The 23,442-nt window shown below is 72.4% G+C and carries 19 protein-coding genes; 18 read left to right on the top strand and 1 reads right to left on the bottom strand.

The window, feature by feature from the left end; all coding sequences use genetic code 11:
* Positions 1-331: 331 nt before the first annotated feature.
* On the bottom strand, positions 332-1,519 hold the full coding sequence (locus AMK25_RS07155) for an ROK family transcriptional regulator (RefSeq protein WP_073827340.1): 1,188 nt from the start codon (positions 1,517-1,519) through the stop codon (positions 332-334).
* Between the two features lie 371 nt (positions 1,520-1,890).
* Between AMK25_RS07155 and AMK25_RS07160 the strand changes: the two genes are divergently transcribed.
* From AMK25_RS07160 to AMK25_RS07245, 18 genes are all read left to right on the top strand, one after another.
* Entirely contained in the window at positions 1,891-3,006 is a 1,116-nt protein-coding gene (locus AMK25_RS07160) for a substrate-binding domain-containing protein (RefSeq protein ID WP_073827341.1), read from the top strand.
* Between the two features lie 109 nt (positions 3,007-3,115).
* The gene (locus AMK25_RS07165; RefSeq protein ID WP_073827342.1) at positions 3,116-4,108 is read left to right on the top strand and encodes a phosphotriesterase family protein; all 993 of its coding nucleotides are present in this window, start codon (positions 3,116-3,118) and stop codon (positions 4,106-4,108) included.
* Positions 4,108-5,085, top strand: a complete 978-nt coding sequence (locus tag AMK25_RS07170; RefSeq protein ID WP_073827343.1) for an ROK family protein — start codon at positions 4,108-4,110, stop codon at positions 5,083-5,085. The genes AMK25_RS07165 and AMK25_RS07170 overlap by 1 nt, the downstream gene beginning before the upstream one ends.
* Positions 5,086-6,066 carry an ABC transporter permease gene (locus AMK25_RS07175; protein ID WP_073827344.1) on the top strand — a complete coding sequence of 327 codons (981 nt, stop codon included), beginning with the start codon at positions 5,086-5,088 and terminating at the stop codon, positions 6,064-6,066.
* A gap of 19 nt (positions 6,067-6,085) precedes the next feature.
* Positions 6,086-7,342, top strand: a complete 1,257-nt coding sequence (locus AMK25_RS07180; protein ID WP_073827345.1) for an alanine racemase — start codon at positions 6,086-6,088, stop codon at positions 7,340-7,342.
* Positions 7,342-8,130 carry an ATP-binding cassette domain-containing protein gene (locus AMK25_RS07185; RefSeq protein WP_073827346.1) on the top strand — a complete coding sequence of 263 codons (789 nt, stop codon included), beginning with the start codon at positions 7,342-7,344 and terminating at the stop codon, positions 8,128-8,130. The genes AMK25_RS07180 and AMK25_RS07185 overlap by 1 nt, the downstream gene beginning before the upstream one ends.
* A 312-nt stretch (positions 8,131-8,442) precedes the next feature.
* Entirely contained in the window at positions 8,443-10,098 is a 1,656-nt protein-coding gene (locus tag AMK25_RS07190) for an ABC transporter substrate-binding protein (RefSeq protein ID WP_073827347.1), read from the top strand.
* 15 nt (positions 10,099-10,113) lie between these two features.
* A complete protein-coding gene (locus AMK25_RS07195; protein ID WP_073827348.1) occupies positions 10,114-11,124 on the top strand; it encodes an ABC transporter permease in 1,011 nt (336 codons plus the stop codon).
* On the top strand, positions 11,124-12,011 hold the full coding sequence (locus AMK25_RS07200; protein WP_073827349.1) for an ABC transporter permease: 888 nt from the start codon (positions 11,124-11,126) through the stop codon (positions 12,009-12,011). The genes AMK25_RS07195 and AMK25_RS07200 overlap by 1 nt, the downstream gene beginning before the upstream one ends.
* 2 nt (positions 12,012-12,013) lie before the next feature.
* Positions 12,014-14,047 (top strand): ABC transporter ATP-binding protein, encoded by a 2,034-nt coding sequence (locus AMK25_RS07205; protein WP_073827350.1) that lies wholly within the window; start codon positions 12,014-12,016, stop codon positions 14,045-14,047.
* Positions 14,044-16,095 (top strand): hydantoinase/oxoprolinase family protein, encoded by a 2,052-nt coding sequence (locus AMK25_RS07210; RefSeq protein WP_073827351.1) that lies wholly within the window; start codon positions 14,044-14,046, stop codon positions 16,093-16,095. Before AMK25_RS07205 ends, AMK25_RS07210 begins: the two co-directional genes overlap by 4 nt.
* Positions 16,092-17,780, top strand: a complete 1,689-nt coding sequence (locus tag AMK25_RS07215; protein ID WP_073827352.1) for a hydantoinase B/oxoprolinase family protein — start codon at positions 16,092-16,094, stop codon at positions 17,778-17,780. Before AMK25_RS07210 ends, AMK25_RS07215 begins: the two co-directional genes overlap by 4 nt.
* Complete coding sequence (locus AMK25_RS07220) at positions 17,773-19,443, top strand: hydantoinase B/oxoprolinase family protein (RefSeq protein ID WP_073827353.1); 1,671 nt, start codon at positions 17,773-17,775, stop codon at positions 19,441-19,443. The genes AMK25_RS07215 and AMK25_RS07220 overlap by 8 nt, the downstream gene beginning before the upstream one ends.
* Positions 19,440-20,705 carry an amidohydrolase family protein gene (locus AMK25_RS07225; RefSeq protein ID WP_073827354.1) on the top strand — a complete coding sequence of 422 codons (1,266 nt, stop codon included), beginning with the start codon at positions 19,440-19,442 and terminating at the stop codon, positions 20,703-20,705. The genes AMK25_RS07220 and AMK25_RS07225 overlap by 4 nt, the downstream gene beginning before the upstream one ends.
* A complete protein-coding gene (locus AMK25_RS07230; protein WP_064447407.1) occupies positions 20,702-21,115 on the top strand; it encodes a nuclear transport factor 2 family protein in 414 nt (137 codons plus the stop codon). Before AMK25_RS07225 ends, AMK25_RS07230 begins: the two co-directional genes overlap by 4 nt.
* Positions 21,112-22,116, top strand: coding sequence for an NADPH:quinone oxidoreductase family protein (locus tag AMK25_RS07235; RefSeq protein WP_073827355.1), 1,005 nt, complete (start codon positions 21,112-21,114; stop codon positions 22,114-22,116). The genes AMK25_RS07230 and AMK25_RS07235 overlap by 4 nt, the downstream gene beginning before the upstream one ends.
* A complete protein-coding gene (locus AMK25_RS07240) occupies positions 22,113-22,442 on the top strand; it encodes a TIGR04076 family protein (RefSeq protein WP_073827356.1) in 330 nt (109 codons plus the stop codon). The genes AMK25_RS07235 and AMK25_RS07240 overlap by 4 nt, the downstream gene beginning before the upstream one ends.
* Positions 22,439-23,437: an LLM class flavin-dependent oxidoreductase gene (locus tag AMK25_RS07245; protein WP_073827357.1), complete on the top strand. Its 999-nt coding sequence runs from the start codon at positions 22,439-22,441 to the stop codon at positions 23,435-23,437. Before AMK25_RS07240 ends, AMK25_RS07245 begins: the two co-directional genes overlap by 4 nt.
* Positions 23,438-23,442 lie beyond the last annotated feature (5 nt).

Below are 23,442 nucleotides of genomic sequence, written 5' to 3' on the forward strand. Positions count from 1 at the left end.
TGGTGCAGGCCGAACCGTCCGTCGATGCCGACGTCGCCTGCGAAGAGGGCGCGGAGCCGCGCGTGCGGCCGGGGCCGAAGTCGTCCGGTGGCCGCCTGCGTCGGCGTGCATCGGCGGAGCGGCCCGGACTGGTCACCGATCGGCCGGACGGCGAGGGGGGCCCTCGTGCGCCGTGCCGATTGCGGGGGTGACGGGGAGCGTGCCCTTCGCTCCCGTGCCGGAACATAGCAGGTTATCGATAACATGTTCAACCGGTCGGTTCCGGAAAGGGAGCGGGCCGGCCGCCGGGTGAACGCTCACAGCGGCGCCCGGCGGGGACGCTGCCGCCTGCTCAGGCGCGGTCGGCCAGGGCCGGCAGGTCGCAGCCGGCGAGGGCGTCCGGCTGGGGCACGCGGGCGAGGTCCGCCTCGGCGAGCCCGAGCCGCCGGTACGCGGTGTGCAGCGCCGCGACCACGGCGCCCAGCGCGCCGGAGAGGTCACCGAGTTCCGCGCCGTGCACCGTCGCCGCGGCGGCGGGCACGATCTCGTGCAGCCGGCCGCGCAGCCGGACCAGGTCGGGTGTGAGCGCGTGGGAGACGCCGCCGCCGAGGACGATCACCTCCGGTTCGTAGGCGACCACCGCCGCGGTGAGGACGACCAGCAGCGCCTGCTCGACGTACTGCTTGACCGGCGCCAGGCGCGGGTCGGCCGAGCGGAACACGTCAGCCGCGTTGTCGAACGACAGGCCGAGCTCGCGGGCGCGGGCGAGGATGCCGGACCCGCTGATGATCCGTTCGAGCGGCGCGCCGAGCGGGCCGGCCGGCAGGTGGCCGAACTCGCCGACCAGGCCGCTGCGGCCCCGGAACAGCCGGCGGTCGATGGCGACGCCGGCGCCGAGTCCGGCCCCGATGGTGAGCATCACCGCTGTCTGCGCGTCCCGGGCGGCGCCGAAGCGCAGCTCCCCGAGCAGCGCGTAGTTGGAGTCGTTGTCGACCTCGACCGCGGCGCCCAGGTGCTTCTCCAGCAGCCGTAGGAACAGCGGGTCCTCCACCTGGGGCAGGTTCGGGGCGTTGGAGACGGCGCGGTCGCCCTGCCGGACGGCGCCGGGCAGGCCCACCGCGACGCAGTCGAGCCGCTCCCGGTCGGCGCCGACGGTCCGCATGATCAGGTCGGCCAGCCACTGGGCCAGCCGGGGCGCGTCGTAGTGGGCGGGTGTGGGCACTGTCCGGCCGGTCAGCGGCCGGGCGGCGAGATCGGCGACCACCAGCCGGACGTTGGAGCCGCCGACGTCGACGCCGCAGACCACGCCGCGTCCGGCGGCGATCGCGACCTGGGTCGCCCGCCGTCCCCGGCTGGTGGTCGGCGCGCCGTCGGTCTCGGTCAGCAGCCCTTCGTCGAGCAGCTGCTCCACGATCCGCGACACGGTGGCGGGGGAGAGGTCGGTCTCCTGGCCGATGGCCGTGCGGCTCACCGGACCGTGGGTCAGCACGTGGGCCAGCACTGTGGAACGGTTCGCCGCCCGTGGTGCTCGAGATTCCACGCCCACCTCCGCCGATTTTCTTTCCGACCGAATGTTAAAGCCGGACCGCCTCCCCGGCAACCACCCGGGGCGTGTCATCCGGCGTCGGTGCCCGGCGGACATCGAAACCCGTCCTCCCGCGGCCCCGTGCGGGCGTGAAAGCCCAGGTCAAGCGCTATGGAGGCGGATCGGAGCGAGTGGGAGGAATCTCTGACCAGCACTCTTGACGGAGTGTGACGTCCGCGATAATACTTTCACCCTGAACGGAAATAGAGGCCGCCGGCCCCAGGGACGGCGGCGCGTGCCCCCGTACGTGCCGTGCCGGTCGCATCGGACCCCCGTGTCAGTCCGGAATCCCGGTTCCGGACCCCGTTGCTGTGAAGGGAAGAGCAATGATTCTCAGCCGTAGACGTGGCGCCGCGCTCGGCGCGCTCTGCGCCCTGGCGCTCATGGTCGGCGCCTGCTCGAACGAGACCTCCGGGAGCGGCGGCGCGTCGAGCGGCCCGCGTACCGAACCCAGCCTGTCGTTCGTCGGCCCCGGCGGCGAGACGCCGACCGCCGCCGACCAGATCTCGCTGACCGACGAGGAGCGGCAGAAGGTCAAGGACGGCAACTACTCCGCCGCCTTCGTCTGGCACGAGGGCTCCGCGCTGACCAAGGCCGTGGAGTCCGGCGTCCGCAAGGAGTTCGACCAGCTCGGCATCAAGGTGCTCGCCAGCACCAGCGCCGAGTTCGACGCGGCCCGGCAGGCCAACAACGTGCAGACCGTGCTGGCGCTCAAGCCCGACCTGATCGTCACCATCGCCGTCGACCCGACCGCGGCGGCCGCGGCCTTCAAGCCCGCCGTGGACGCCGGCGTCAAGCTCGTCGTGATGACCACCCCGCCGAAGGACTACAAGTCCGGGGAGCAGATCGTCGGCATCGTGACCGCCGACCTGACCGCGTTCGGCAAGGCCAACGCGGAGATGCTCGGCAAGGCGCTCGGCGGCAAGGGCAAGGTCGGCTACGTCTACCACGACGCCGACTTCTGGTTCACCAACCAGCGGGACAAGGCGTTCAAGGACTGGCTGGGCTACCTCTACCCGGACATCGAGATCGTCGAGGAGGCCGGGTTCTCCGACCCGGCGCGCACCGAGGACATCGCCACCGCGATGCTGACCCGCCACGCCGACCTCAAGGGCGTCTACGTCGCCTGGGCCACCGCCGCCGAGGGCGTGCTCGCCGCGACCCGGCAGCAGGGCCGCACCGACGTCAAGATCGTCACGAACGACCTGGAGGCGAACCTCGCCGCCGACATGGTCAAGGGCGGCAACGTCGCCGGCATCGTCGCCAACGGCTCGACCCGGCTCGGCGAGAACCTGGGCGTCGTCGCCGCGTACGGCCTGCTCGGCAAGAAGGCCCCGGAGCTGGTCGTCGGATCGCCGATGGCCGCGACCAAGGACAACATCGCCGACGCCTGGCGCGACGACTACGGCCAGGAGCCCCCGGCCGAGGTGCTCGGCAACTGACGCCGGGCGGCGAGGTCCGGGGCCTCCCCGAACGGGCCCCGGACCTCGCCGGGCGCGACCCGGCCCACCGCCGGGTGCGCGAGCACCGCGAGACGAGAGGAAGAAGCACATGGGGTACGTCCAGACAGTCCTCGGACCGGTGCCTCCCGAGTCGCTCGGCCGGGTGCTGAGTCACGAGCACCTCGGCGCGCTGGTGCCCGGGCCGTGGCTGTCCGGTGGCGCCGCCGACGACCGCGCGGACCTCGCCGCCGGGGCGGTACGCGACCTGCCCGAGCTGGGCTTCGGCACGATCGTGGACCTGTCCCCGTACGAGGTGGTCGGTCACGACGTGACGCTGCTGCGCGAGGTGGCGCTGCGTACCGGCCTGCACGTGGTCGCCGGATCGGCGATCTACCTGGAGCCGTACTCGCCCGGCTGGGCGCTGCGCGCGAGCGTCGACGAGATGCGGGAACGCTTCGTCGCCGACGCCACGGTCGGCGTCGGGGACACCGGCGTCAAGGTCGGCATCTTCGGCGAGCAGGCCACCGGGCTGAACGAGATCACCGCGCACGAGGAGAAGTGCCTGCGCGCCGCCGCCCGCGCCGCCGTCGCCACCGGCCTGGCGCTGAACACGCACACCACCCACGGCACCATGGCGCTGGAGCAGGTCGAGATCCTGCGCGAGGAGAAGATGGACCCCTCCCGCGTCGTCATCGGCCACCTGGACATCAACCCCGACCCGGACTACCTGCGGGCGGTGCTGGCGACCGGCGTCAACATCGCCTTCGACACGCTCGGCAAGCAGTTCTGGGACTTCGTGCTCGCCCCGCTGCCGGAGAACCCGCCGGAGGGCGAGTTCGGCAAGCGGGCGTACCACCGGCCCGACCGCGCCCGGCTCGCCATGCTGGCCGGGCTGGTCCGCGACGGGTACGCCGACCGGATCCTGCTCTCGATGGACCTGACCGGCGCGGAGGCGTACCTGAACCCGCGCACGCACGGCCGGCTCGGCTACTCGTACCTGGGCCGGGAGATCGTGCCCGGTCTCGCCCGCCTCGGTGTGCCGCCGGAAGCGATCGACCAGATGCTGGCGGCCAACCCGGCCCGACTCCTGACGGTCGGCTGATGTCCGCGCATCCGCGTCCGTCCGGCCACGTCGCCGGTGTCGACCTCGGCGGCACCAAGCTGCGGGCCGCGCTGGCGAACCTCGACGGTCTCATCGTGAACGAGCAGGTACAGCCGACCGACCCCCGGGGCGGGGTGGCGGTGGCCGCGCAGATCGACACGCTGCTGCGCGAGCTGGCCGCCCGGGCCGGTGTCGACTGGTCCGACGTGCGGGCCAGCGCGATCGGCCTGCCCGGCGTCCCCGACCCGTCGACCGGCGCCATCGAGCTGTCGCCGAACGTCTCCGACCTCGAAGCCCTCGACGTCCGGGCCGAGCTGACGCGCCGCCTGGGGCATCCGGTCGTGCTGGACAACGACGTCAACATGGCCGCCGCCGGGGAGCGGTGGCTGGGCAGCGGGCGTACCCACCGGCACTTCGTGTTCGTGGCGGTCGGCACCGGTGTCGGCATGGGCATCGTGTCGAACGGGGAGCTGGTCCGCGGCGCGCGCGGCGCGGCGGGGGAGATCTCCTACCTGCCGCTGGGCACCGACCCGTTCGACCCGGGCAACCAGGTGAAGGGCGCGCTGGAGGAAGCAGTCGCCGGCGCCGCCCTCGCCGCCCGCTACCGGGCGGTCAGCGGCGAGCAGGCGAGCGTGCCCGACGTCTTCGACCGGGCCGCGGCCGGCGATCCGCTCGCCCTGGCGGCCATCGACGAGGAGGCCCGGCTGATCGCGCTGGCCGTCGTCGCGGTCACCGCAGTCCTGGACCCGGAGGCGGTGATCCTGGGCGGCGGCATCGGCTCCCGGATCGAACTCGTCGAGCCGGTCCGGCGCTGGGTCGCCGCGCTGAGCGCGGACGTCCCGTTGATCAAGACCAGCCAGCTCGCCGACCGGGCCGGCCTGCTCGGCGCCATCGCGGTGGCCCGCCGGGAGGCCGGCGTCCACGACGGCGAGCCGGCGGACCGGAACACCTCTTTCCAGACAGCGGAGGGACGATAGATGACCCACACCGATGCGGCGGTGAAGACCAGCGCCGTCCCGGCCTGGCGCCGGATCAACTGGCGCGACTACGTGGTCTACATCGGCTTCGCGGTCGTGTTCCTGTTCTTCGCCATCACCCAGGGTGGCAACGGCTTCCTGACCACGAGCAACCTCACGAACATCGTCATCCAGACCGCGCCCATCACGATCATGGCGGTCGGGCTGGTCTTCGTGCTCGCCGCCGGCGAGATCGACCTGTCGATCGGCTCGGTCGTCGCGCTCTCCGCGCTGGTCGGCGCGGTGACGTTGCGCGAGACCGACAGCATGCTGCTGGGCGTGGCCGCCGGTCTCGCCGCCGGCGCGGCGGTCGGCCTGGTGAACGGCGTCTTCGTCACCCTCGTCCGGCTGCCCTCCTTCCTGGTCACGCTCGCCACCATGGGCGCGGTGGCCGGCCTGGCCCGCGAGGTCACCGGCCTGCAGTCGGTGCCGGTCAGCAACGACGCGTTCCTGTCCTTCTTCGGCCAGGGCGAGATCTTCGGCATCCCCGGGCTGGTGCTCTGGTCGGTGGCGGCGGCGGTGGTCGGGTACCTGGTGCTGCGGCAGACCCGGTACGGCGCGCACACGCTCGCCATCGGCGACAACGTGGCAGCGGCGCGGGTCAGCGGCATCAAGGTGATCCGCGTCAAGATCATGGTGCTGATGGGCAGCGCGATGTGCGCAGCCCTGGCCGGCCTGCTGTACGCCGGACGCCTCCAGGGCGCCCGCTACACCCTCGGCGAGGCCGACCTGATGTCCGTGATCGCCGCCGTGATCGTGGGCGGGACCAGCCTCTTCGGTGGCAAGGGCTCGATCATCGGCGCGGTGCTGGGCAGCCTGCTGATGGGCATGCTCAACAACGGCCTGATCCTGGCCGGACTGTCCGTGTCCCAGCAGATGATGGCGCGCGGCGTGATCATCCTGGTGGCCGTCTCCCTCTCGCTGCGCGAGCGGCGAAGCTGACCCGGAAGGAAGCAACCGCATGTTTCTGGACCTGCTGAGACGCCGCAACCCGGGCCTGCTGGCCGCCGCCGCGAGCCTGCACGCCAGTGGTGACCTGCCGGCCAACTGCTACGCGCTGGACCTGGACACGGTCGCGGCCAACGCCGCCGCCATCCGGAACGAGGCCGACCGGTTCGGGCTCTCGGTCTACGCGATGACCAAGCAGGTCGGGCGCAACCCCGACTTCTGCCGGACGGTCCGCGACGCGGGCATCACCGAGGCGGTCGGCGTCGACCTGCAGTGCGCGCTCGCCGACCGGCACGGCGGGCTCGGCATCGGTCACCTCGGCCACCTGGTGCAGATCCCCCGGCACGAGGCGGCCGTCGCCGCCGCGCTCGCGCCCGCGTACTGGACGGTCTTCAACGACACCAAGGCCGCCGAGGCGGCGGCCGCGAGCGTGGCGGCCGGGCGGGAGCAGGCGCTGCTCGCCCGGATCGCGGCGCCCGGCGACCGCTTCTACCGGGGCCACGAGGGCGGCTGGGCGGCCGACGAGATCGTCGCGGTCGCCGACCGGCTCGACGCCCTTCCCGGCGCCCGGTTCGCCGGTGTCACCAGCTTCCCGACCCAGTTGTTCGACACGGCCGCCGGACGGGTGGTGCCGACGCCCAACCTCGGCACCCTGCAACGCGCCGCCGCCGCGCTGCGCGCCGCCGGGCGGTCCCACGTCGAGATCAACGCCCCGGGTACGACGTCGACGGCGATCCTGGCGACGCTGGCCGAGGCGGGCGTGACGCAGGTCGAGCCCGGCCACGGGCTCACCGGCACCACGCCCTGGCACGCGGTGACCGACCTGGTCGAGGAGCCCGCAGTGCTCTACGTCAGCGAGGTGTCCCACCTGTGGGACGGCCGGGCGTACGTCTTCGGCGGCGGCCTCTACGTAGACCCGGTGCTCGGCCTGGGCGGCACCCGGGCGCTGATCGTGCCCCGGGGCGGTGGTCTCGACGACGCGTACCTGGTCGACGTGGAGATGCCCGCGCCGGAGGCGATCGACTACTACGCGATGGCCGACGTCACCGCGGCGCCGGGGTGCGCTCCGGGTGACACGGTCCTGTTCGGCTTCCGGCCGCAGGCGTTCGTCACCCGGGCGCTGACCGCAGGCGTGACCGGCGTCCGGTCCGGCGCTCCGGCCGTGCCCGGCGTGTACGCCGCCGACGGTTCGGCGCCGATCGGGCTGGACGACATCGCCGCGGGCGACGGCCCCGGCAACCAGGCGGCTCGCAGCGCAGGGAGGGCATGATGAGCACCGTCAGCCACAAGGACGACGCGACCCGGGCGGGCGCCCCGGCGCTGCGGTTGCGCGGCATCCGCAAGCAGTTCGGGGGCGTCGTCGCGATCGAGCGCTTCGACCTGGAACTGGCCGCCGGGGAGATCACCGCCCTGGTCGGCGACAACGGCGCCGGCAAGTCGACCCTCGTGAAGATCATCTCCGGCGTGTACCAGCCCACCGAGGGTGAGCTGGAGATGCACGGGCGGCCGGTGACGTTCCGGGACGCCTCCGACGCCCGCCGGCAGGGCGTCGAGGTGGTCTACCAGGACCTGGCCCTGGCCGACTCGCAGCCGGTCTACATGAACATGTTCCTGGGCCGGGAACTCACACGTGGCCCGCTGCGCCTGCTCGACCGGCGCCGGATGGCCCGGGAGACCCAGGATCTGGTGGACGCGCTGGACGTACGCATCCCCAGCGCGAAGGCGACGATCCGGGACCTGTCCGGCGGCCAGCGGCAGGCGGTGGCGATCTGCCGCGCCACCCACTGGGCCAGCGGCCTGGTGCTGATGGACGAGCCGACCGCGGCGCTGGGCGTCGCCGAGACCGCCAAGGTGGAGCAGCTCATCATGCGGCTGCGGGAGCGGGGCGCCGCCGTGCTCGTCGTCAGCCACAACCTGGACCAGGTGTTCCGGATCGCGGACCGGGTGGCGGTGCTGCGCCGGGGACGCCAGGTCGGCGTCCGCGGCATCACCGAGACCAGCCGCAACGAGATCGTCTCGATGATCACCGGCGCCTCCGAGGAGACCGCCCGCCCCTGAACCGCGCGGCCAGCCGCGCGCACGATGACCCCGGGTGTCCCTCCCGGGGTCATCGGCGTTCCACGTCCGGTTCGCCGGGGCGGCAACTCCATGATCGACGCCGATGGCGGACGGGCCCTGCGTAACGGTCGTGTGAACTTGTGTGAACGCCAGTTCGTGCGTTGTCCCGCAGTTCGGGAGCGTTATCAAGCCGAGTCCGTGAGGGAGCGGTGAACGACGTTCACCCTATTGTTCACTGCTGCTAAATCCGGTAGAACTCCTGGTAGGTCCGCTGCTCGGGCCATCTGCCTCGTGCTTCTAGGAGGACTTTTCATGGCTCGTTCACCCCGTCCGGGCGCCTCCTCGCCCGCGCTCTCCCGCCGCGGCGTCCTGCAGCTGGGGGGCAGCGTCGCGCTCCTCTTCGCCACCAGCGCCTGCGCCGCGGACAGCGGCAACAAGTCCAAGGACGGCAAGTCCGACGGCGCCGCCGCCAAGACGCTGCGCATCGCCGTCTCCAGCTACCTGTCGAGCTGGGACCAGGACTTCGTCGGCTTCGACCTGACCGCGTTGATGCTCTACAAGAACGTGTTCCCGTACTTGATCGACTACGGCGTCACCAACGCCGGCGGCAGCCAGATCCTCGACACCCAGAACATCACCCCGACGTTCGCCGAGTCCTTCGAGCCCGACGCCGAACAGAAGGTGTGGACGCTCAAGCTGCGCCGCGGCGTGAAGTTCGCCAGCGGCAACGAGATGAAGGCCGCGGACGTGAAGTGGTCGAAGGACCGCGCGTTCGCCGCCCAGGCCAACGTCGCGGGCGTCTACCGCACCATCGGCCTGACCAGCGCCGACCAGGTCAAGGTCGTCGACGACTACACGGTGGAGTTCCACCAGGCGTTCCCGAGCGCGCTCACCCGCCAGATCCAGGCGATCTCGCTGTACGTCTTCGACTCGGTCGAGGCGAAGAAGCGCGCCAGCTCCAGCGACCCCTGGGCCAAGGAGTGGTTCGCGAAGAACCCGCCGACCGGCGGCTACTTCAACGTCGCCAAGGCCACCCAGGGCCAGGAGATCGAGCTCAGCGCGAACACCGACTACCCGGGCCCGGACCCGGCCAAGACGCCGACCATCCGGATCTCGGTCGTGCCGGCCGCCTCCAACCAGCGGCTCCAGCTCCAGGCCGGTGACATCGACATCGCCCTGGGCATCAGCCAGCGCGACATCCAGGACCTCAAGAAGACCCCGGGCATCAAGGTCATCTCGGCGGCCAGCAACCGCCAGGTCGCGATCCAGATGTCGGTCACGGCGGCGCCGTTCAACGACGTGAACGTGCGCAAGGCGCTCGCCTACGCGGTGCCCTACGAGCAGATCATCACCAACGTGTACGGCGGCGACGCCCGCGCGGCCAAGAGCCCCGTGCCGCTGGACATGCCCGGGTACGACGAGGTCGGCTACCCGTTCACCCACGACCTGGACAAGGCGAAGGCCGCGATGGCCGCCGCCGGCAAGGCGTCGCTCGACTCCGAGCTGGTCTTCGAGGCCGACAACGAGGAGCAGCAGAAGATCGCCGTCCAGGTGCAGAGCGAGGCGGCGAAGGCGGGCATCCGGCTCAAGCTGACCCCGCTGGACCCGGCCACCCTGGGTGAGCGGCGGACCAAGAAGAACATCCCGCTGCAGATCACCTCCGGGCAGCTCTGGGTGGACGACGTCGAGTACATGCTCGCCACGAGCTTCGTCAAGGGCGCCAACCTCAACTACTCCAACTACAGCAACCCGGAGATCGAGCAGATCTACGAGAAGTCGCACACCACTGTCGACACGGCCGCCCGCAACGCGCTCTGGAAGCGGGTCCAGGAGATCCTCGCCGCCGACGTGCCGTGGGTGGTCATCTGCCAGCCCAACTTCAACCTGCCCGTCCGGGAGGCCGTCGCAGGCTGGGTGCAGCCGATGGACGGCCTCGCCCGCCTGCGCTACCTGAGCGCGTCGGCCTAGGAACGTCAACCGCCCATGCGAATCTTCCGCTTCGTCGTCAGGCGACTGCTCCAGCTGATCCCCGTTCTGCTCGGAGTGGTCGTCCTGGCGTTCCTCCTGGTCCGGGTGCTGCCGGGTGATCCCGTCCGCAGCATCCTCGGGCAGAACGCCACCGAGGAGGACGCCGCCGCCGCCCGGGCCCGCTTCGGGCTTGACCAGTCACTGTGGCAGCAGTTCCTCGACTACCTCAGGGGACTGGTCACCGGTGACTTCGGGACCTCCATCCAGAGCGGCAACTCCGTGGGCTCGGAGATGGCGCTCCGGGTGGGGCCGACCCTGGAACTCGTCGTCATCTCCGTGAGCATCGCGCTCGTCGTGGCGACGGTGCTGGGCATCTGGTCGGCCAAGCGGGCCAACCGGGTCGGTGACCACAGCGTGCGGATGTTCGCCCTGGTCGGCAACTCGATCCCCGAGTTCTGGCTGGGCCTGGTGCTGGTGCTGGTCGGCTACAGCATCCTCGGCTGGTTCCCGGCGCCGAACGGGCGGGTCGACCCGGACACCGACCTGACCCCGCTCACCGGGGCCGATCTGGTCGACGGCGTGCTCACCGCGAACGGACCGGCGATCGCCTCCGCCGCGGCGTACCTGGTGCTGCCCGTGCTGACCCTCGTGGTCGGCGTGGTCGCGCCGCTGCTGCGCAGCGTCCGGGCCTCCGCGCTCGAGGTGCTGCACTCGGAGTCGTACGCCGCGGCGAAGGCGCACGGGCTGCGCGACCGGACCCTGCACTACGGCTACCTGCTGCGGGCGACGCTGGTCCGGCTGCCGTCACTGGCGGCGCTGGTCTTCGGCACGGCGATCGGCTCCACAGTGCTCGTCGAGTACGTGTACTCGTGGCAGGGCTTCGGCCAGTGGGCCCTGCGCGGCCTGCTCTACCGGGACTACCCGGTGGTTCAGGCGTCGGTGCTGGTCATCGCGTTGTGCTACGTGCTGGTGTTCCTCATCGCCGACGTGGTCCACGCGATCCTCGACCCGAGAGTGAGGCTCTGATGGCCGAGTTGCGCGCCGCCGTCAGCGGCGACTCCGCACAGACGCCGGTGGTCGTCGCCGGCGGCGACCGGGACAGCCGGTTCGCCCGCCGCATGATCATCGTCGGTGCCACCATCCTGTCGGTGGTGGCACTGGTGGCGGTGTTCGCGCCGCTGCTGAGCCCGTGGGGCGAGACCGAGATCGACCCGGCGAACACCCTGGTGGCGCCGGGCGGCAACCACCTGCTCGGCACCGACGGCAACGGCATGGACATCTGGAGCCGGGTGCTCTACGCCGCCCGGCTCGACCTGGGCATCGCCCTGGCCGCTGTCGCGCTCGCGGTGGTCGTGGGCACGCTGCTCGGCCTGGTCGCCGGCTACTTCGGCGGCTGGCTCGACGACGTGCTGATGCGGGTGGTCGACATCTTCCAGTCGTTCCCCACGTTCATCCTGGCGCTGGCGGTGGCCGCCCTGCTCGGCAACGGCACGATCAACCTGATCATCACGATCGCGGCGGTGAACGCGCCGGCGTACGCCCGGCTGGTCCGCGCCGAGGTGCGGACGCTGCGGGAACTGCCGTTCGTGGACGCCGCGATCACCTCCGGGGCGTCGCCGGTGGGTGTGCTCTGGCGGCACCTGCTGCCCAACAGCCTCACCCCGGTCCGGGTGATCGCGCCGCTGAACTGCGGCTGGGCGATGCTCACCCTGGCCGGGCTCTCCTTCCTCGGCCTGGGCGTCAGCATCCCCGACGCGGAGTGGGGGGCCATGATCAGCCTGGGCGCCGCGGACGTGGTCGGCGGCCGGTGGTGGACCTCGGTCCCACCCGGTCTGGCCCTGTTCGTCTGCGTCCTGGGGTTCAGCCTGCTCGGCGAAGGCCTGCAGGACCGCGCCAACGCGAAGCGGCGGTGACCATGCTGTCGATCGAGAACCTCTCGGTGAACATCCGGCGACCCGGCCGGCAGGTGGCCGCGCTCAGCGGCGTCACCTTCGCCGTACGCCCCGGCGAGGTCGTCGGCCTGGTCGGGGAGAGCGGCGGCGGCAAGAGCATGGTGGCCCGCGCCATCGTCGGGCTGCTGCCCGGCGGCTCGCACGCCACCGGCCGGGTGCTCTTCGGCGACTCCGACGTGCTGCGCATGGACGACGCCGCGCTCGCCGCGCACCGCGGGCGCGGGGTGGCGATCTGCTTCCAGAACCCGCGGGGCGCGCTCAGCCCCACCCGCACCATCGGCAAGCAGCTCGTCGACCGGCTCGCCACCCACCAGGACATGTCCGGCGACCGGGCCCGGGAGGCGGCGCGCGAGCTGTTCGAGGCGGTCGGTATCCGCAGCCCGCAGCGGCGGCTCGACGCGTACGCCCACGAGCTGTCCGGCGGCATGGCCCAGCGGGTGATGATCTCGCTGGCCACCGGCTGCGCCCCGGACCTGCTGATCGCCGACGAGCCGACCACCGGCCTGGACGTGACGCTGACCCGGGAGATCCTGCGCCAGTTCCGGCACGCCGCCGACACCGACGGCCGGGGCGTGCTGCTGATCTCGCACGACCTCGCCTCGATCGCCGAGGTCTGCGACCGGGTGGTGGTGCTCTACGCCGGCACCGTGGTGGAGAGCGGACCGGCGGCGCAGGTGCTGCGGGAGCCCGCGCATCCGTACACCCGGGCGTTGCTGCGGTCGGTGCCGGACGTCGGCGGCCGGCCGGTCGTCGCCACCCCCGGCGCCATGCCCCTGCTCACCCAGGCGCCGGAGAACTGCCCGTTCGTCGCCCGCTGCGCGCACGCCGACCGCACCTGCTCGTCCCGGCGGCCGGGCACCCAGCCGATTCCCGGCGGCCGCGACTGGTCGCTGGCCTGCTTCCACCCGCAGACCCGGCCGCTCGACGCCGACGTGCCGTCCGCGCCGCACACGCCGGACGCGGGCGGCGCCCAGCCGGCCGGCGCCGACCCGAAGCCCGCCGTGCTGGAGATCGAGGACGCGCACGTCGTCTATCGCAGCCGGTTCGGCGCCGGCGGGCACCACGCGCTGCGTGGCGTCACGCTGCGGCTCGGTCCGGGTGAGACGCTGGGCGTGGTGGGCGAGAGCGGCTGCGGCAAGAGCACGCTGGCCAAGCTCGTCATGGGCCTGGTCGCGCCCACGTCCGGCACTGTCACAGTCGCCGGTCAGGCCCTGGTCAGGCAGCCGGGCCGGTCCCGCCCACGCGGCCGGGCGCTGCGCCGGGCACGAACCCGAGCCCAACTGGTGTTCCAGGACCCGATCGGCTCGCTGAGCCCGCGCCGGACCGTCGGCGACTCCATCGCCGAGCCGCTGCGGGCCGCGGGCCTGTCCCCGGCGGAACGCGCCGAGCGTGTCGCCGCCGTGCTCGACCGGATGGAGCTGGACCGCTCGATCCTGCAGCGGTACCCGCACGAGCTGTCCGGCGGCCAGGCCCAGCGCATCGGCATCGCCCGCGCGCTGGTGGGCGAGCCGGACCTGATCGTCTTCGACGAGCCGACGTCGGCCCTGGACGTGACCGTCCAGGCGCAGATCCTCGACGTGATCGCCGACGTGGCCGCCGACGCCGACCGCGCCTCGGTCTTCATCTCCCACGACCTGGCCACGGTGCGCGGCTTCGCCGACCGCGTCGTGGTGCTCTACCTCGGCCGGATTGTCGAGGAGGGTCCGGTGGACGTCGTCTTCGACACGCCCCGGCATCCGTACACCCGCGCGCTGCTGGGCAGCGCCCCCCGCCTCGGCGGGACGGCCGGGTCCGACGGCGAGGCCGTCGAGCTGGTCAAGGACCTGGAGGAAGCCGACGCCGCAACCGGGTGCCCACTGGCCGCCCGGTGCCCGTTCGTCACCGACCGGTGCCGATCGGAGCAGCAGGAGCTTCAGTCGTACGGCGAGAGCCGGGCCGCCTGCTGGCGCGTTCCCGAGCTTCCCGCCCTCATCGGAAGGCAGGCTGTCACGCCATGACCCGTCGCCCCATCCGGCTCGCCGTCGACATCGGCGGGACCTTCGTGGACGCCATGGAGCTCGACACGCGCACCAACCGGGTCCGCTTCCGCAAGGCGGCGACGACCCCGGCCCGGCCCGCGGACGGTGTCCTCAACGCGATCACCGCGCTCGGCACCGACCTGTCCGAGGTGGAGCTGTTCATCCACGGCACCACGCTCGGCCTCAACGCGGTGCTGGAACGCCGTGGTGGCCGCACCGGCATCATCACCAACGAGGGCTTCCGGGACATCTTCCTGATCGGTCGCGGCAACGTGCCGTCCGACCACATGTACGACTTCCAGTACCAGCGGCCGGAGAGCCTGGTGCAGCGCCGCTTCACCGCCGGGGTGCGGGGCCGGCTCGACTACCGGGGCCGGGTGGTGGAGCCGCTGGACCCGGACAGCGTCCGGGAAGCCGCCCGCACGCTCGTGGTGGACCAGCAGGTCACCTCGATCGCCATCTGCTTCCTGCACTCGTTCCTCGACCCGAGCCACGAGCGAGAGGCCGCGCGCCTGATCCACGAGGAGTTCCCCGAGGTCAGCCTGTCGCTGTCGACGGACATCGTGCGCGAGTACCGGGAGTACGAGCGGACCAGCACCACGGTGCTGGAGGCGTACATCCGGCCGATCTTCGAGCGGTACGTGGACGAGCTGGAGGCCGGCCTGGCCGAGCGCGGCTTCTCCGGGCGCTTCCTGATCATGCGGTCCGGCGGCGGCTCGATGACCAGCGCGGTCGCCAAGACCGCACCCACGCACACCGTGCTGTCCGGCCCGGCCGGCGGCATCGTCGGCGCCGCGTACGTCGCCTCCGAGCTGGGCCGGGACAACGTGCTCACGTTCGACATCGGCGGCACCTCGCTGGACGCCTGCGTGATCGAGCGCGGCAACCCGGTCGCCGCGTACGAGGCCCAGCTGGAGCACTTCCCGCTGCTCATCCCGACGTACGACATCCGGACCATCGGCGCCGGCGGCGGCTCGATCGCCTGGCTCGACCACGGCCTGCTCAAGGTCGGCCCGCAGAGCGCCGGGGCCGACCCCGGACCGGTCTGCTACGGCCGGGGCGGCACCAGGCCGACGGTCACCGACGCCGCTGTGGTGCTCGGCTACATGGACCCGGAGCGCTTCCTCGCCGGCACCATGGGGCTGCGCGACGCCGAGGCGCGCGCGGCGATCGCCGAGCAGCTCGCCGAGCCGCTCGGCCTCACCGTGGAGAACGCGGCGGCCGGCGTGTTCGACGTGCTGCTGGCCCGTACCGTCGGCGCGGTCCGGCAGATCACCGTCGAACGGGGTCACGACCCCCGGCAGTTCGCGCTGCTCGCGTTCGGCGGCGCCGGGCCGCTGCTGGCCCCGCTGCTGGCCCGCGAGATGGGCATCGGCGAGGTCATCGTGCCGTTCGCGCCGTCCGGCTTCTCCGCCTGGGGCATGCTCTCGGCCGACATCGTCAACGACTTCAGCCGTACCGTGATGGCCACGCTCGACGACGCCGACCTGGCGGAGCTGGAGCAGCTGTTCAAGGCGGTCGAGGCCGAGGCGGTCGCGTCGCTGGTGGCGCAGGGCGTGCCGGCCGGCGAGGCGGTGCTGGAGCGGCAGTTCGAGCTGCGCTACCTGGGCCAGGAGCACAGCCTCATGGTCACCGTCGGGCGCGAGCTGGACCGCGACGCGATCCGCGCCGCGTTCGACGAGACGCACCGCGCCCGGTACGGCCACACCATGGGCAACCCGCTGCAGATCCTCAACCTGCGGGTGCGCGGCATCGGGGGCACCGACCGGCCGGAGCTGCAGACCCGCCCGCGCGGCGACGGCGACCCGTCGCAGGCGCTGCTGACCCACCGCGACGCGTACGACTTCGGGCAGCAGGCGGTGGTGCCGTTCGCGGTCTACGACCGGGCCCACCTGGAGCCGGGCGACACCTTCGACGGACCGGCGCTGATCGACGAGGGCACCTCCACCACCGTGGTGCCCAGCGGCCAGCGGGTCACCGTCGACGACCACGGATACCTGCTCGTCACCCTGGAGGAAGCCGCATGACCACGCTGGACGGAGCCCAGGTCGAGGTCGTCCGCAGCTATCTGCTGTCGGCCGCGGAGGAGATGCGGGCCACCCTCATCCGTACGTCGTTCAACCCGGTCATCTACGAGGTGCACGACTTCGGCCTGTCGATGTACGACGCCGACCTGCGGCTGGTCGCCGAGGCCACCGGCCTGACGTTCTTCCTCGGCGCGAACGACTTCTCGCTGCGCAAGGGCGTGGAGTACGTGGGCCGGGAGAACCTGCACCGCGGTGACGTGGTGCTGCTCAACTACCCGTACTGGAACGCGGCGCACGCGTACGACGCGACGCTGTTCGCGCCGGTGTTCCGGCCGGACGAGTCCGACCCCGACGCGGACGGCGACCTGGTCGGCTTCCTCTGCGTCCGCGCGCACTGGATGGACCTGGGCGCCAAGGACCCCGGCTACGTGCTGGACTCGACCGACATGCACCAGGAGGGGCTGATCTTCCCGGGCACCAAGGTCGTGTCCCGGGGCGAGCCGGTGCGCGAGATCCACGAGCTGATCCGCTTCAACTCGCGGATGCCCGACGCGGTGCTGGGCGACCTGCACGCGCAGATCGCCGCGCTGCGCACCGGCGAGCGCCGGATGCTGGAGATCATCGAGAAGTTCGGCCGGGACACCGTCGACCAGGCGGTCGACCGGATCATCGCCGACGGCGAGGCCCGCGCCCGCGCGGCGCTGGCGACGCTGCCGCAGGGCACCTGGACCGCCGAGGACTGGGTGGACGACGACGGCATCACCGACGACCCGGTGAAGATGCGCGTCACCGTGACCATCGCCGACGGGCGCTTCGTCGTCGACTTCGCCGGTTCGGCGCCGGCCACCCGCGGCCCGATCAACATGCCGTTCGGCGCGACCGAGGCGATCTGCAAGGTCGTGCTGAAGTCGCTGACGTCGCGGGACGAGCCGTCGAACGCCGGCACCGTGGCGCCGCTGGAGGTGCGGGCCGAGCCGGGCAGCCTGTTCCACGCCGTCTACCCGCAGCCGACGTTCACGCTCTGGACCGGCATCGTCGCGGTGGAGCTGATCCTCAAGGCGCTGGCCCAGGGCATGCCGGACCTGCTGCCCGCCTCCTCCGGCGGCGACGTGCCCGGCTTCATGATGGTCGGCCTGCACCCGGACACCGGGAAGATGTTCGCGGTCAGCAACAACGACCTGGTGGGCTGGGGCGGCACCGCGCGGCACGACGGCATGGACGCCGCCACGCACGTCTCCGGCAGCACCGGCCGGGGCACCCCGATCGAGGTCATGGAGGCCAAGACCGGGATGTTCTTCGAGCGCTGGGAGATCCGCGCCGACTCTGGTGGCGCGGGCCGGTTCCGGGGCGGCTGCGGCCTGCGCCGCGACATCCGGTTCCTGACCCCCGGCGAGTTCCTCACCGTGATCAAGAAGACCAAGAGCGCGCCGTGGGCGCTGGCCGGCGGCGAGCAGCCGGAGCCGAACCAGGTGGTGGTGTTCCCGGGCACCGACCGCGAGCACCGGGTGAGCACCAAGCGCACTGTGGTGGCCGCGGGCGACCGGGTCACGCTGCTGACCGCCGGTGGCGGCGGCCACGGCGACCCGCGCAGCCGCGACCCGGAGGCGGTGCGGCGGGACGTGGCCGAGGGCTACGTCTCCCGGGAGGCAGCCCGGGACGTCTACGGAGTGGACGTCGATGGGTGAGCCGACGGTCGACGGGGCAACCGTCGAGGTCGTCCGCAGCCATCTCGTCTCGGCCGCCGAGGAGATGCGGGCCGCGCTCGTGCGCACCGCGTTCAACCCGGTGATCTACGAGGTGTACGACTTCGGCATCTCCATCTACGACCGGCATCTGCGGCTGGTCGCGGAGTCGACGGGGTTGTCCCGCTTCCTCGGCGCCAACGACTACTCGCTGCGCAAGGGCGTGGAGTACGTCGGCCGGGAGAACCTGCGCCGCGGCGACGTGGTGCTGCTGAACTACCCGTACTGGAACGCGGCGCACACGTACGACGCGACGATGTTCTCGCCGGTCGTGCTGCCCGGCAGCGAGGAGCTGATCGGTTTCCTGTGCATCCGGGCGCACTGGATGGACCTGGGTGCCAAGGATCCCGGGTACGTGCTCGACTCCACGGACATGCACCAGGAGGGGATCATCTTCCCCGGCACGAAGGTGTACGACCGGGGCGAGCCGATGCGCGAGATCCACGAGCTGATCCGCTTCAACTCGCGGATGCCGGAACTGGTCATCGGTGACCTCAACGCGCAGATCGCCGCGCTGCGTACCGGTGAGCGGCGGGTGACCGAGCTGTACCGCGACTACGGCACGGCCGTGGTGGACGCGGTCGTCGACCGGGTGATCGACGTCGCCGCGCAGCGCGCCGGGGAGGCGGTGGCCGCGCTGCCGCAGGGCAGCTGGACCGCCGAGGACTGGCTCGACGACGACGGCGTCAGTGACGACCCGATCCTCATGCGGGTCACCGTCACCGTCGCCGACGGTGGGTTCACAGTGGACTTCGCCGGCTCGTCGCCGGCGGTGCCCGGACCGGTGAACCTGCCGCTGGGCGCCACCATCGCCACCTGCCGGGTCGCGTTCAAGGGCGTCACCACGCCGCACGAGCAGACGAACGCCGGGCACTTCGCGCCGCTGCGGGTACGCGCCGAGCCCGGCACGCTGTTCCACGCGCAGTACCCGGCCGCCACGTTCACCCAGTGGACCGGCACCGTCGCGCTGGAGCTGATCCTCAAGGCGCTGGCGCAGGGCATGCCGGACCGGCTGGCAGCCTCCTCCGGCGGTGACGTGCCCGGCTTCATGATGGTCGGCCGGCACCCGGACACCGGCGACATGTTCGCCGTCAGCAACAACGACCCGGTCGGCTGGGGCGGCACACCCCGGCACGACGGGATCGGACCTGCGAACCACCTGTGCCAGACCCAGGCGCGCAACACGCCCGTCGAGGTGCTGGAGTCGAAGACGGGAATGTTCTTCGAACGGGTGGAGATCCGTACCGACTCCGGTGGCGCGGGCCGGTTCCGGGGCGGTTGCGGCCTGCGGCGGGACATCCGGTTCGTGACGCCGGGTGAGTTCCTGACGGTGATCAAGAAGACGAAGAGCGCGCCGTGGGCGCTGGCCGGCGGGTCGCAGCCGGAGCCGAACCAGGTGGTCGTCTTTCCGGGCACCGACCGCGAGCACCGGGTGAGCACCCGGCGTACCGCGGTGGCGGTGGGGGATCGGGTCACGCTGCTGACCGCCGGTGGCGGCGGGCACGGTGACCCGGGGAGTCGGGATCCAGAGGCGGTGCGACGGGACGTGGCCGAGGGCTACGTCTCCGCCCGGGCCGCCCGAGACGTTTATGGAGTGATCGCGTGAGTGCCGCCTATTCGCCCGAGCAGCCGAGCATGCTGCTCGGCAACTGCACAGTGCTTGATGCCCGAGTGGTGGACGGCATGGCGCCGGTGACCGGCGCCGGGGTGTGGGTCCGGGGTGACCGGATCGCCGCCGTCGGCCCGTACGCCGAGGTGGCCGCGCAGGCGCGTGCCGCCGGCCGGCTGACCGAGGTGGACCTCGACGGCGCGTACGTGACGCCCGGCCTGGTCAACATGCACACCCACTTCTCGCTGTCGCTGCCCGGCTCCGGAGGCGACAACGTCAAGGGGATGGGCCCCTACGACCTGGCGCACTACATGGCCGACGGGGCGCGGCGCACGCTGCACGCCGGTGTGACCACGGTGCGCTGCGTGGCGGAGAAGGACCACGCCGACTTCGCGTTGCGGCGGGCGGTCAACGCCGGGCGCGTGCCGGGTCCGCGCATCTACACCGCCGGCCGGGCGCTGGTGTGCACCGGCGGGCACGGGCACGAGAGCAACGACACGCTCGAGTGCGACGGCCCGGTGGGCTTCCGCCACGGCGTGCGCAGCCAGATCAAGGCCGGCGCGGACCTGATCAAGGTGATGATCTCGGGTGGCATCGCCGGTGAGCACGAGAGCATCCACACGCCGCAGCTGTTCGCCGACGAGATGACGGCGGTGATCGAGACGGCGCACGCGTGGGGCCGCAAGGTGACGGCGCACGCCGGGCCCGCCGAGGTGATCGGCGCGGCGGTCGAGCTGGGTCTGGACTGCGTGGAGCACGGCTACCAGCTCACCCCGCAGGTCGCGGCGCGGATGGCCGAGCGCGGCACGGCGCTCGTGCCGACGCTGCTGGTGACCCGCTGCAAGGAGTTCTTCGACGAGCTGGGCGTGCCGGAGTGGATGCAGTGCCGCTCGCTCGGCGCCGGACCCCGGCACCTGGAGAGTTTCGACATGGCCATCGCTGCCGGGGTGGAGGTCCTGCTCGGCAGCGACATGCCCCCGTTCTGGGAGTTCGAGGGCACCACCGCCTCGATCCGGGAGCTGGAGTACATGTCCGAGCGGATCGGCGCCGCGCGGGCCATCCACGCCGGCACGCTCGGCCCGATCCGGTGGCTCGGCGCGGAGTCCGACCTCGGCACTGTCGAGGTCGGCAAGCTGGCCGACCTGATCGCGACGGACGCCGACCCGCTGGCCGACACCTCGGCCTTCCGGGACGTGCGGTGGGTGATGAAGGGCGGGCAGATCGCCCGCGACGACCGTAACCAGGAGGAGACGCGATGACCTTCGCGCAGGCAGGCGCGGCGGAGATCGCCGCCGGCATCGACGACATGTACGACGCGTTCCTCGCCGGGGACCAGCAGCGGTTCGACACGCACCTGGACCCCGAGGTGACCACCTGGGAGACGCACCTGCCGGGACCGCTGCGGACCCGGGCCGAGCTGGACGAGTACCGCGCCCAGCGGGACGCCGCCGGTCAGCGGCCCCGGCTGGCGGTGCTCGCCGCGCGGGGCAAGCGCATCGACGTGTGGGACGACTTCGGCGTGGCCCGGTACGAGCTGGTCGCGCAGCTCGGCCCGGACGACGAGCCGGAGATCACCCGGGTCACCGACGTGGTACGCCGGGTCGACGGCCGCTGGGTGATCGTGCACCACCACGCCGAGCTGGTCCGGGAACCGGTGGGCGCGGCATGATCCGGCGGCTGGTCGCCGAGCGGACCGGTGAACCGGCGGACGTGCTGTCGGTCGCCGAGCTGCCCGATGACCCGCCGCCCGGCCCCGGCCAGGTGCGGCTCGCCGTCCGTACGGTCGGGCTGAACTTCCTGGACGTCATGCTCTGCCGGGGCGAGTACCCGGTGCGGCCGGACCCGCCGATGACGCCGGGGGTGGAGGCGGCCGGGCGGGTCGTCGCCGCCGGCGACGGTGCCGGGCACCTGCTGGGTCAGGAGGTGCTGGCCTGCCCGGCGCTGCCGCGCGGCGCGCTCGGCACGACAGTGACGGTGGACGCCGCGGTGGTCGTGCCGCGGCCGTCCACTGTCGACCCGGTGACCGCGGCGGCGCTGCCGGTCACCTACCAGACCGCGTGGTTCGCGCTGGAACGGGCGGGCGTCACCGCCGGGCAGACGGTGCTGGTGCACGCCGGCGCGGGCGGTGTCGGCATCTCCGTCATCCAGCTCGCGGTCGCCCGCGGCGCCCGGGTCCTCGCCACCGCCGGTGGCCCGGCCAAGACCGCGATCTGCCGCGACCAGGGCGCCGAGGTGGCGATCGACTACACGGCGGAGGACTTCGTGGCCGCCGTGCGGGAGGCCACCGGCGGCCGGGGCGTGGAGGTCGTGGTGGACCCGGTGGGCGGCGACGTCTTCGCCCGCTCCTGGGAGTGCCTCGCCTTCGAGGGCCGCCTGGTCGCGGTGGGCGCGGCAGGTGGCGCGCCGCCACCCGTCGACCCGCTGCGGCTGATGGCGGCGAACGCGACGCTGGTGGGCCTGTCCTGGGGCTCGCAGTACCCGTGGCAGCGCCCGTCCGCGGTCGAGGCCGCCTACCAGGAGCTGTTCGACATGTGCGCCTCCGGCGCGGTCCGGCCGCCGGTCAGCCGCGTCGTGTCGCTCGACGAGACGCCCGCGGCGCTCACCGAGCTGGCCGAACGCCGGACCACCGGCAAGATCATCGTACGGATCGACGAAGGGGAGGGGCCGTGAGCGACACCGCCGACGGCGACATGGAGATCTACGACCTGAAGGTGACAGTCGACCGGATCGAAGGCCGGTCGGTGTGCGGCATGGCGGTCGGCGATCACTTCGAACTGACGAACAGCGCGCACCTGCGGCTGCCCGAGGGAAAGCACTTCTGCGTGTACGCGCTCGCGTCGGTGCTGCCCTTCCTCGCCGCCAAGCAGCGTGACCTGGCGCCGGGGGACTGGCTGGCCCAGGACTCCCACTTCATCTGCCCCGACCCGGAGGAGCGGCTCGTCATGAAGGTGGAACGGACCTGCCGGCGCACGATGAACTCGGCGGACCTGACATGACAGTCGAGATCGGACTCGGTCTGCAGAGCGACAAGCCGGCCGGCGCGTACGCCCGGCTGGCCCGCGCCGCCGAGGCGCACGGCTTCGACGTGCTCACCGTCTTCGGCGACCTGATGTACCAGCCGCCGATCTTCCCGCTGCTGGAGATGGCGCAGGCGACCGAACGGGTACGCCTCGGCGCGGCCTGCCTGAACCCGTACTCGATGGCCCCGTACGAGATCGCAGGTCAGCTCGCCGCCCTGGACCTGGCCTCGCACGGACGGGCCTACCTGGGGCTGGCCCGGGGGACCTGGCTCGGGGCGGTCGGCCTGCCGCAGCCGCGACCGCTGACCACCATCGAGGAAGCCGCCCAGGTCGTCTACCGCCTGCTGCGCGGCGACCGCAGCGGCTTCACCGGCCGGGTCTTCTCGCTGGAGGCCGGCACCGCGCTGCGCTACGACGTGCAGCGGCCCGACCCGCCGCTCCTGCTCGGCGCGTGGGGTCCGCAGGGCGCGGCCCTGGCCGGCCGGATCGCCGACGAGATCAAGGTGGGCGGCAGCGCCAACCCGGACATGGTGCCGGTGATCCGCGAGCGGCTGCGGGCCGGCGCGGAGAAGGCCGGACGGGACGTCTCCGACGTCGGGATCGTGCTGGGCGCGGTGACGGTTGTCGACACCGACGGTGAGGCCGCCCGGGCCAAGGCCCGCACCGAGGTGGCGATGTACCTGGCGGTGGTGGCGGAACTGGACCCGACAGTCGTGCTCCCCGACGACCTGGTGAAGCGGGTCGGCGACCTGGTCGACGCGGGCGAGGACGAGGCCGCGGGCCGGCTGATCCCGGACGACGTGCTGGACCGGTTCGCCTTCTCCGGCACCCCGGAGCAGGTCGCCGCGCAGGCCCAGGCCCTCATCGACGCCGGCGTGCGTCGGGTCGAGTTCGGCACGCCGCACGGCCTGACCGACGAGCGCGGCGTGGACCTGCTCGGTTCCGCCGTCCTGCCCCTGCTGCGCAGGTGAGTCTG

The sequence above is a fragment of the Micromonospora sp. TSRI0369 genome, from assembly GCF_001905625.1.
Taxonomy (GTDB): Bacteria; Actinomycetota; Actinomycetes; order Mycobacteriales; family Micromonosporaceae; genus Micromonospora; species Micromonospora echinospora_A.

What these genes read in the sequence shown, in the direction of transcription:
- AMK25_RS07245 (WP_073827357.1), top strand. Translation starts at nt 22,439, where the DNA reads ATGACAGTCGAGATCGGACTCGGTCTGCAGAGCGACAAGCCGGCCGGC.
- AMK25_RS07205 (WP_073827350.1), top strand. Translation starts at nt 12,014, where the DNA reads ATGCTGTCGATCGAGAACCTCTCGGTGAACATCCGGCGACCCGGCCGG.
- AMK25_RS07220 (WP_073827353.1), top strand. Translation starts at nt 17,773, where the DNA reads ATGGGTGAGCCGACGGTCGACGGGGCAACCGTCGAGGTCGTCCGCAGC.
- AMK25_RS07230 (WP_064447407.1), top strand. Translation starts at nt 20,702, where the DNA reads ATGACCTTCGCGCAGGCAGGCGCGGCGGAGATCGCCGCCGGCATCGAC.
- AMK25_RS07160 (WP_073827341.1), top strand. Translation starts at nt 1,891, where the DNA reads ATGATTCTCAGCCGTAGACGTGGCGCCGCGCTCGGCGCGCTCTGCGCC.
- AMK25_RS07195 (WP_073827348.1), top strand. Translation starts at nt 10,114, where the DNA reads ATGCGAATCTTCCGCTTCGTCGTCAGGCGACTGCTCCAGCTGATCCCC.
- AMK25_RS07170 (WP_073827343.1), top strand. Translation starts at nt 4,108, where the DNA reads ATGTCCGCGCATCCGCGTCCGTCCGGCCACGTCGCCGGTGTCGACCTC.
- AMK25_RS07175 (WP_073827344.1), top strand. Translation starts at nt 5,086, where the DNA reads ATGACCCACACCGATGCGGCGGTGAAGACCAGCGCCGTCCCGGCCTGG.
- AMK25_RS07215 (WP_073827352.1), top strand. Translation starts at nt 16,092, where the DNA reads ATGACCACGCTGGACGGAGCCCAGGTCGAGGTCGTCCGCAGCTATCTG.
- AMK25_RS07210 (WP_073827351.1), top strand. Translation starts at nt 14,044, where the DNA reads ATGACCCGTCGCCCCATCCGGCTCGCCGTCGACATCGGCGGGACCTTC.
- AMK25_RS07190 (WP_073827347.1), top strand. Translation starts at nt 8,443, where the DNA reads ATGGCTCGTTCACCCCGTCCGGGCGCCTCCTCGCCCGCGCTCTCCCGC.
- AMK25_RS07185 (WP_073827346.1), top strand. Translation starts at nt 7,342, where the DNA reads ATGAGCACCGTCAGCCACAAGGACGACGCGACCCGGGCGGGCGCCCCG.
- AMK25_RS07200 (WP_073827349.1), top strand. Translation starts at nt 11,124, where the DNA reads ATGGCCGAGTTGCGCGCCGCCGTCAGCGGCGACTCCGCACAGACGCCG.
- AMK25_RS07180 (WP_073827345.1), top strand. Translation starts at nt 6,086, where the DNA reads ATGTTTCTGGACCTGCTGAGACGCCGCAACCCGGGCCTGCTGGCCGCC.
- AMK25_RS07165 (WP_073827342.1), top strand. Translation starts at nt 3,116, where the DNA reads ATGGGGTACGTCCAGACAGTCCTCGGACCGGTGCCTCCCGAGTCGCTC.
- AMK25_RS07235 (WP_073827355.1), top strand. Translation starts at nt 21,112, where the DNA reads ATGATCCGGCGGCTGGTCGCCGAGCGGACCGGTGAACCGGCGGACGTG.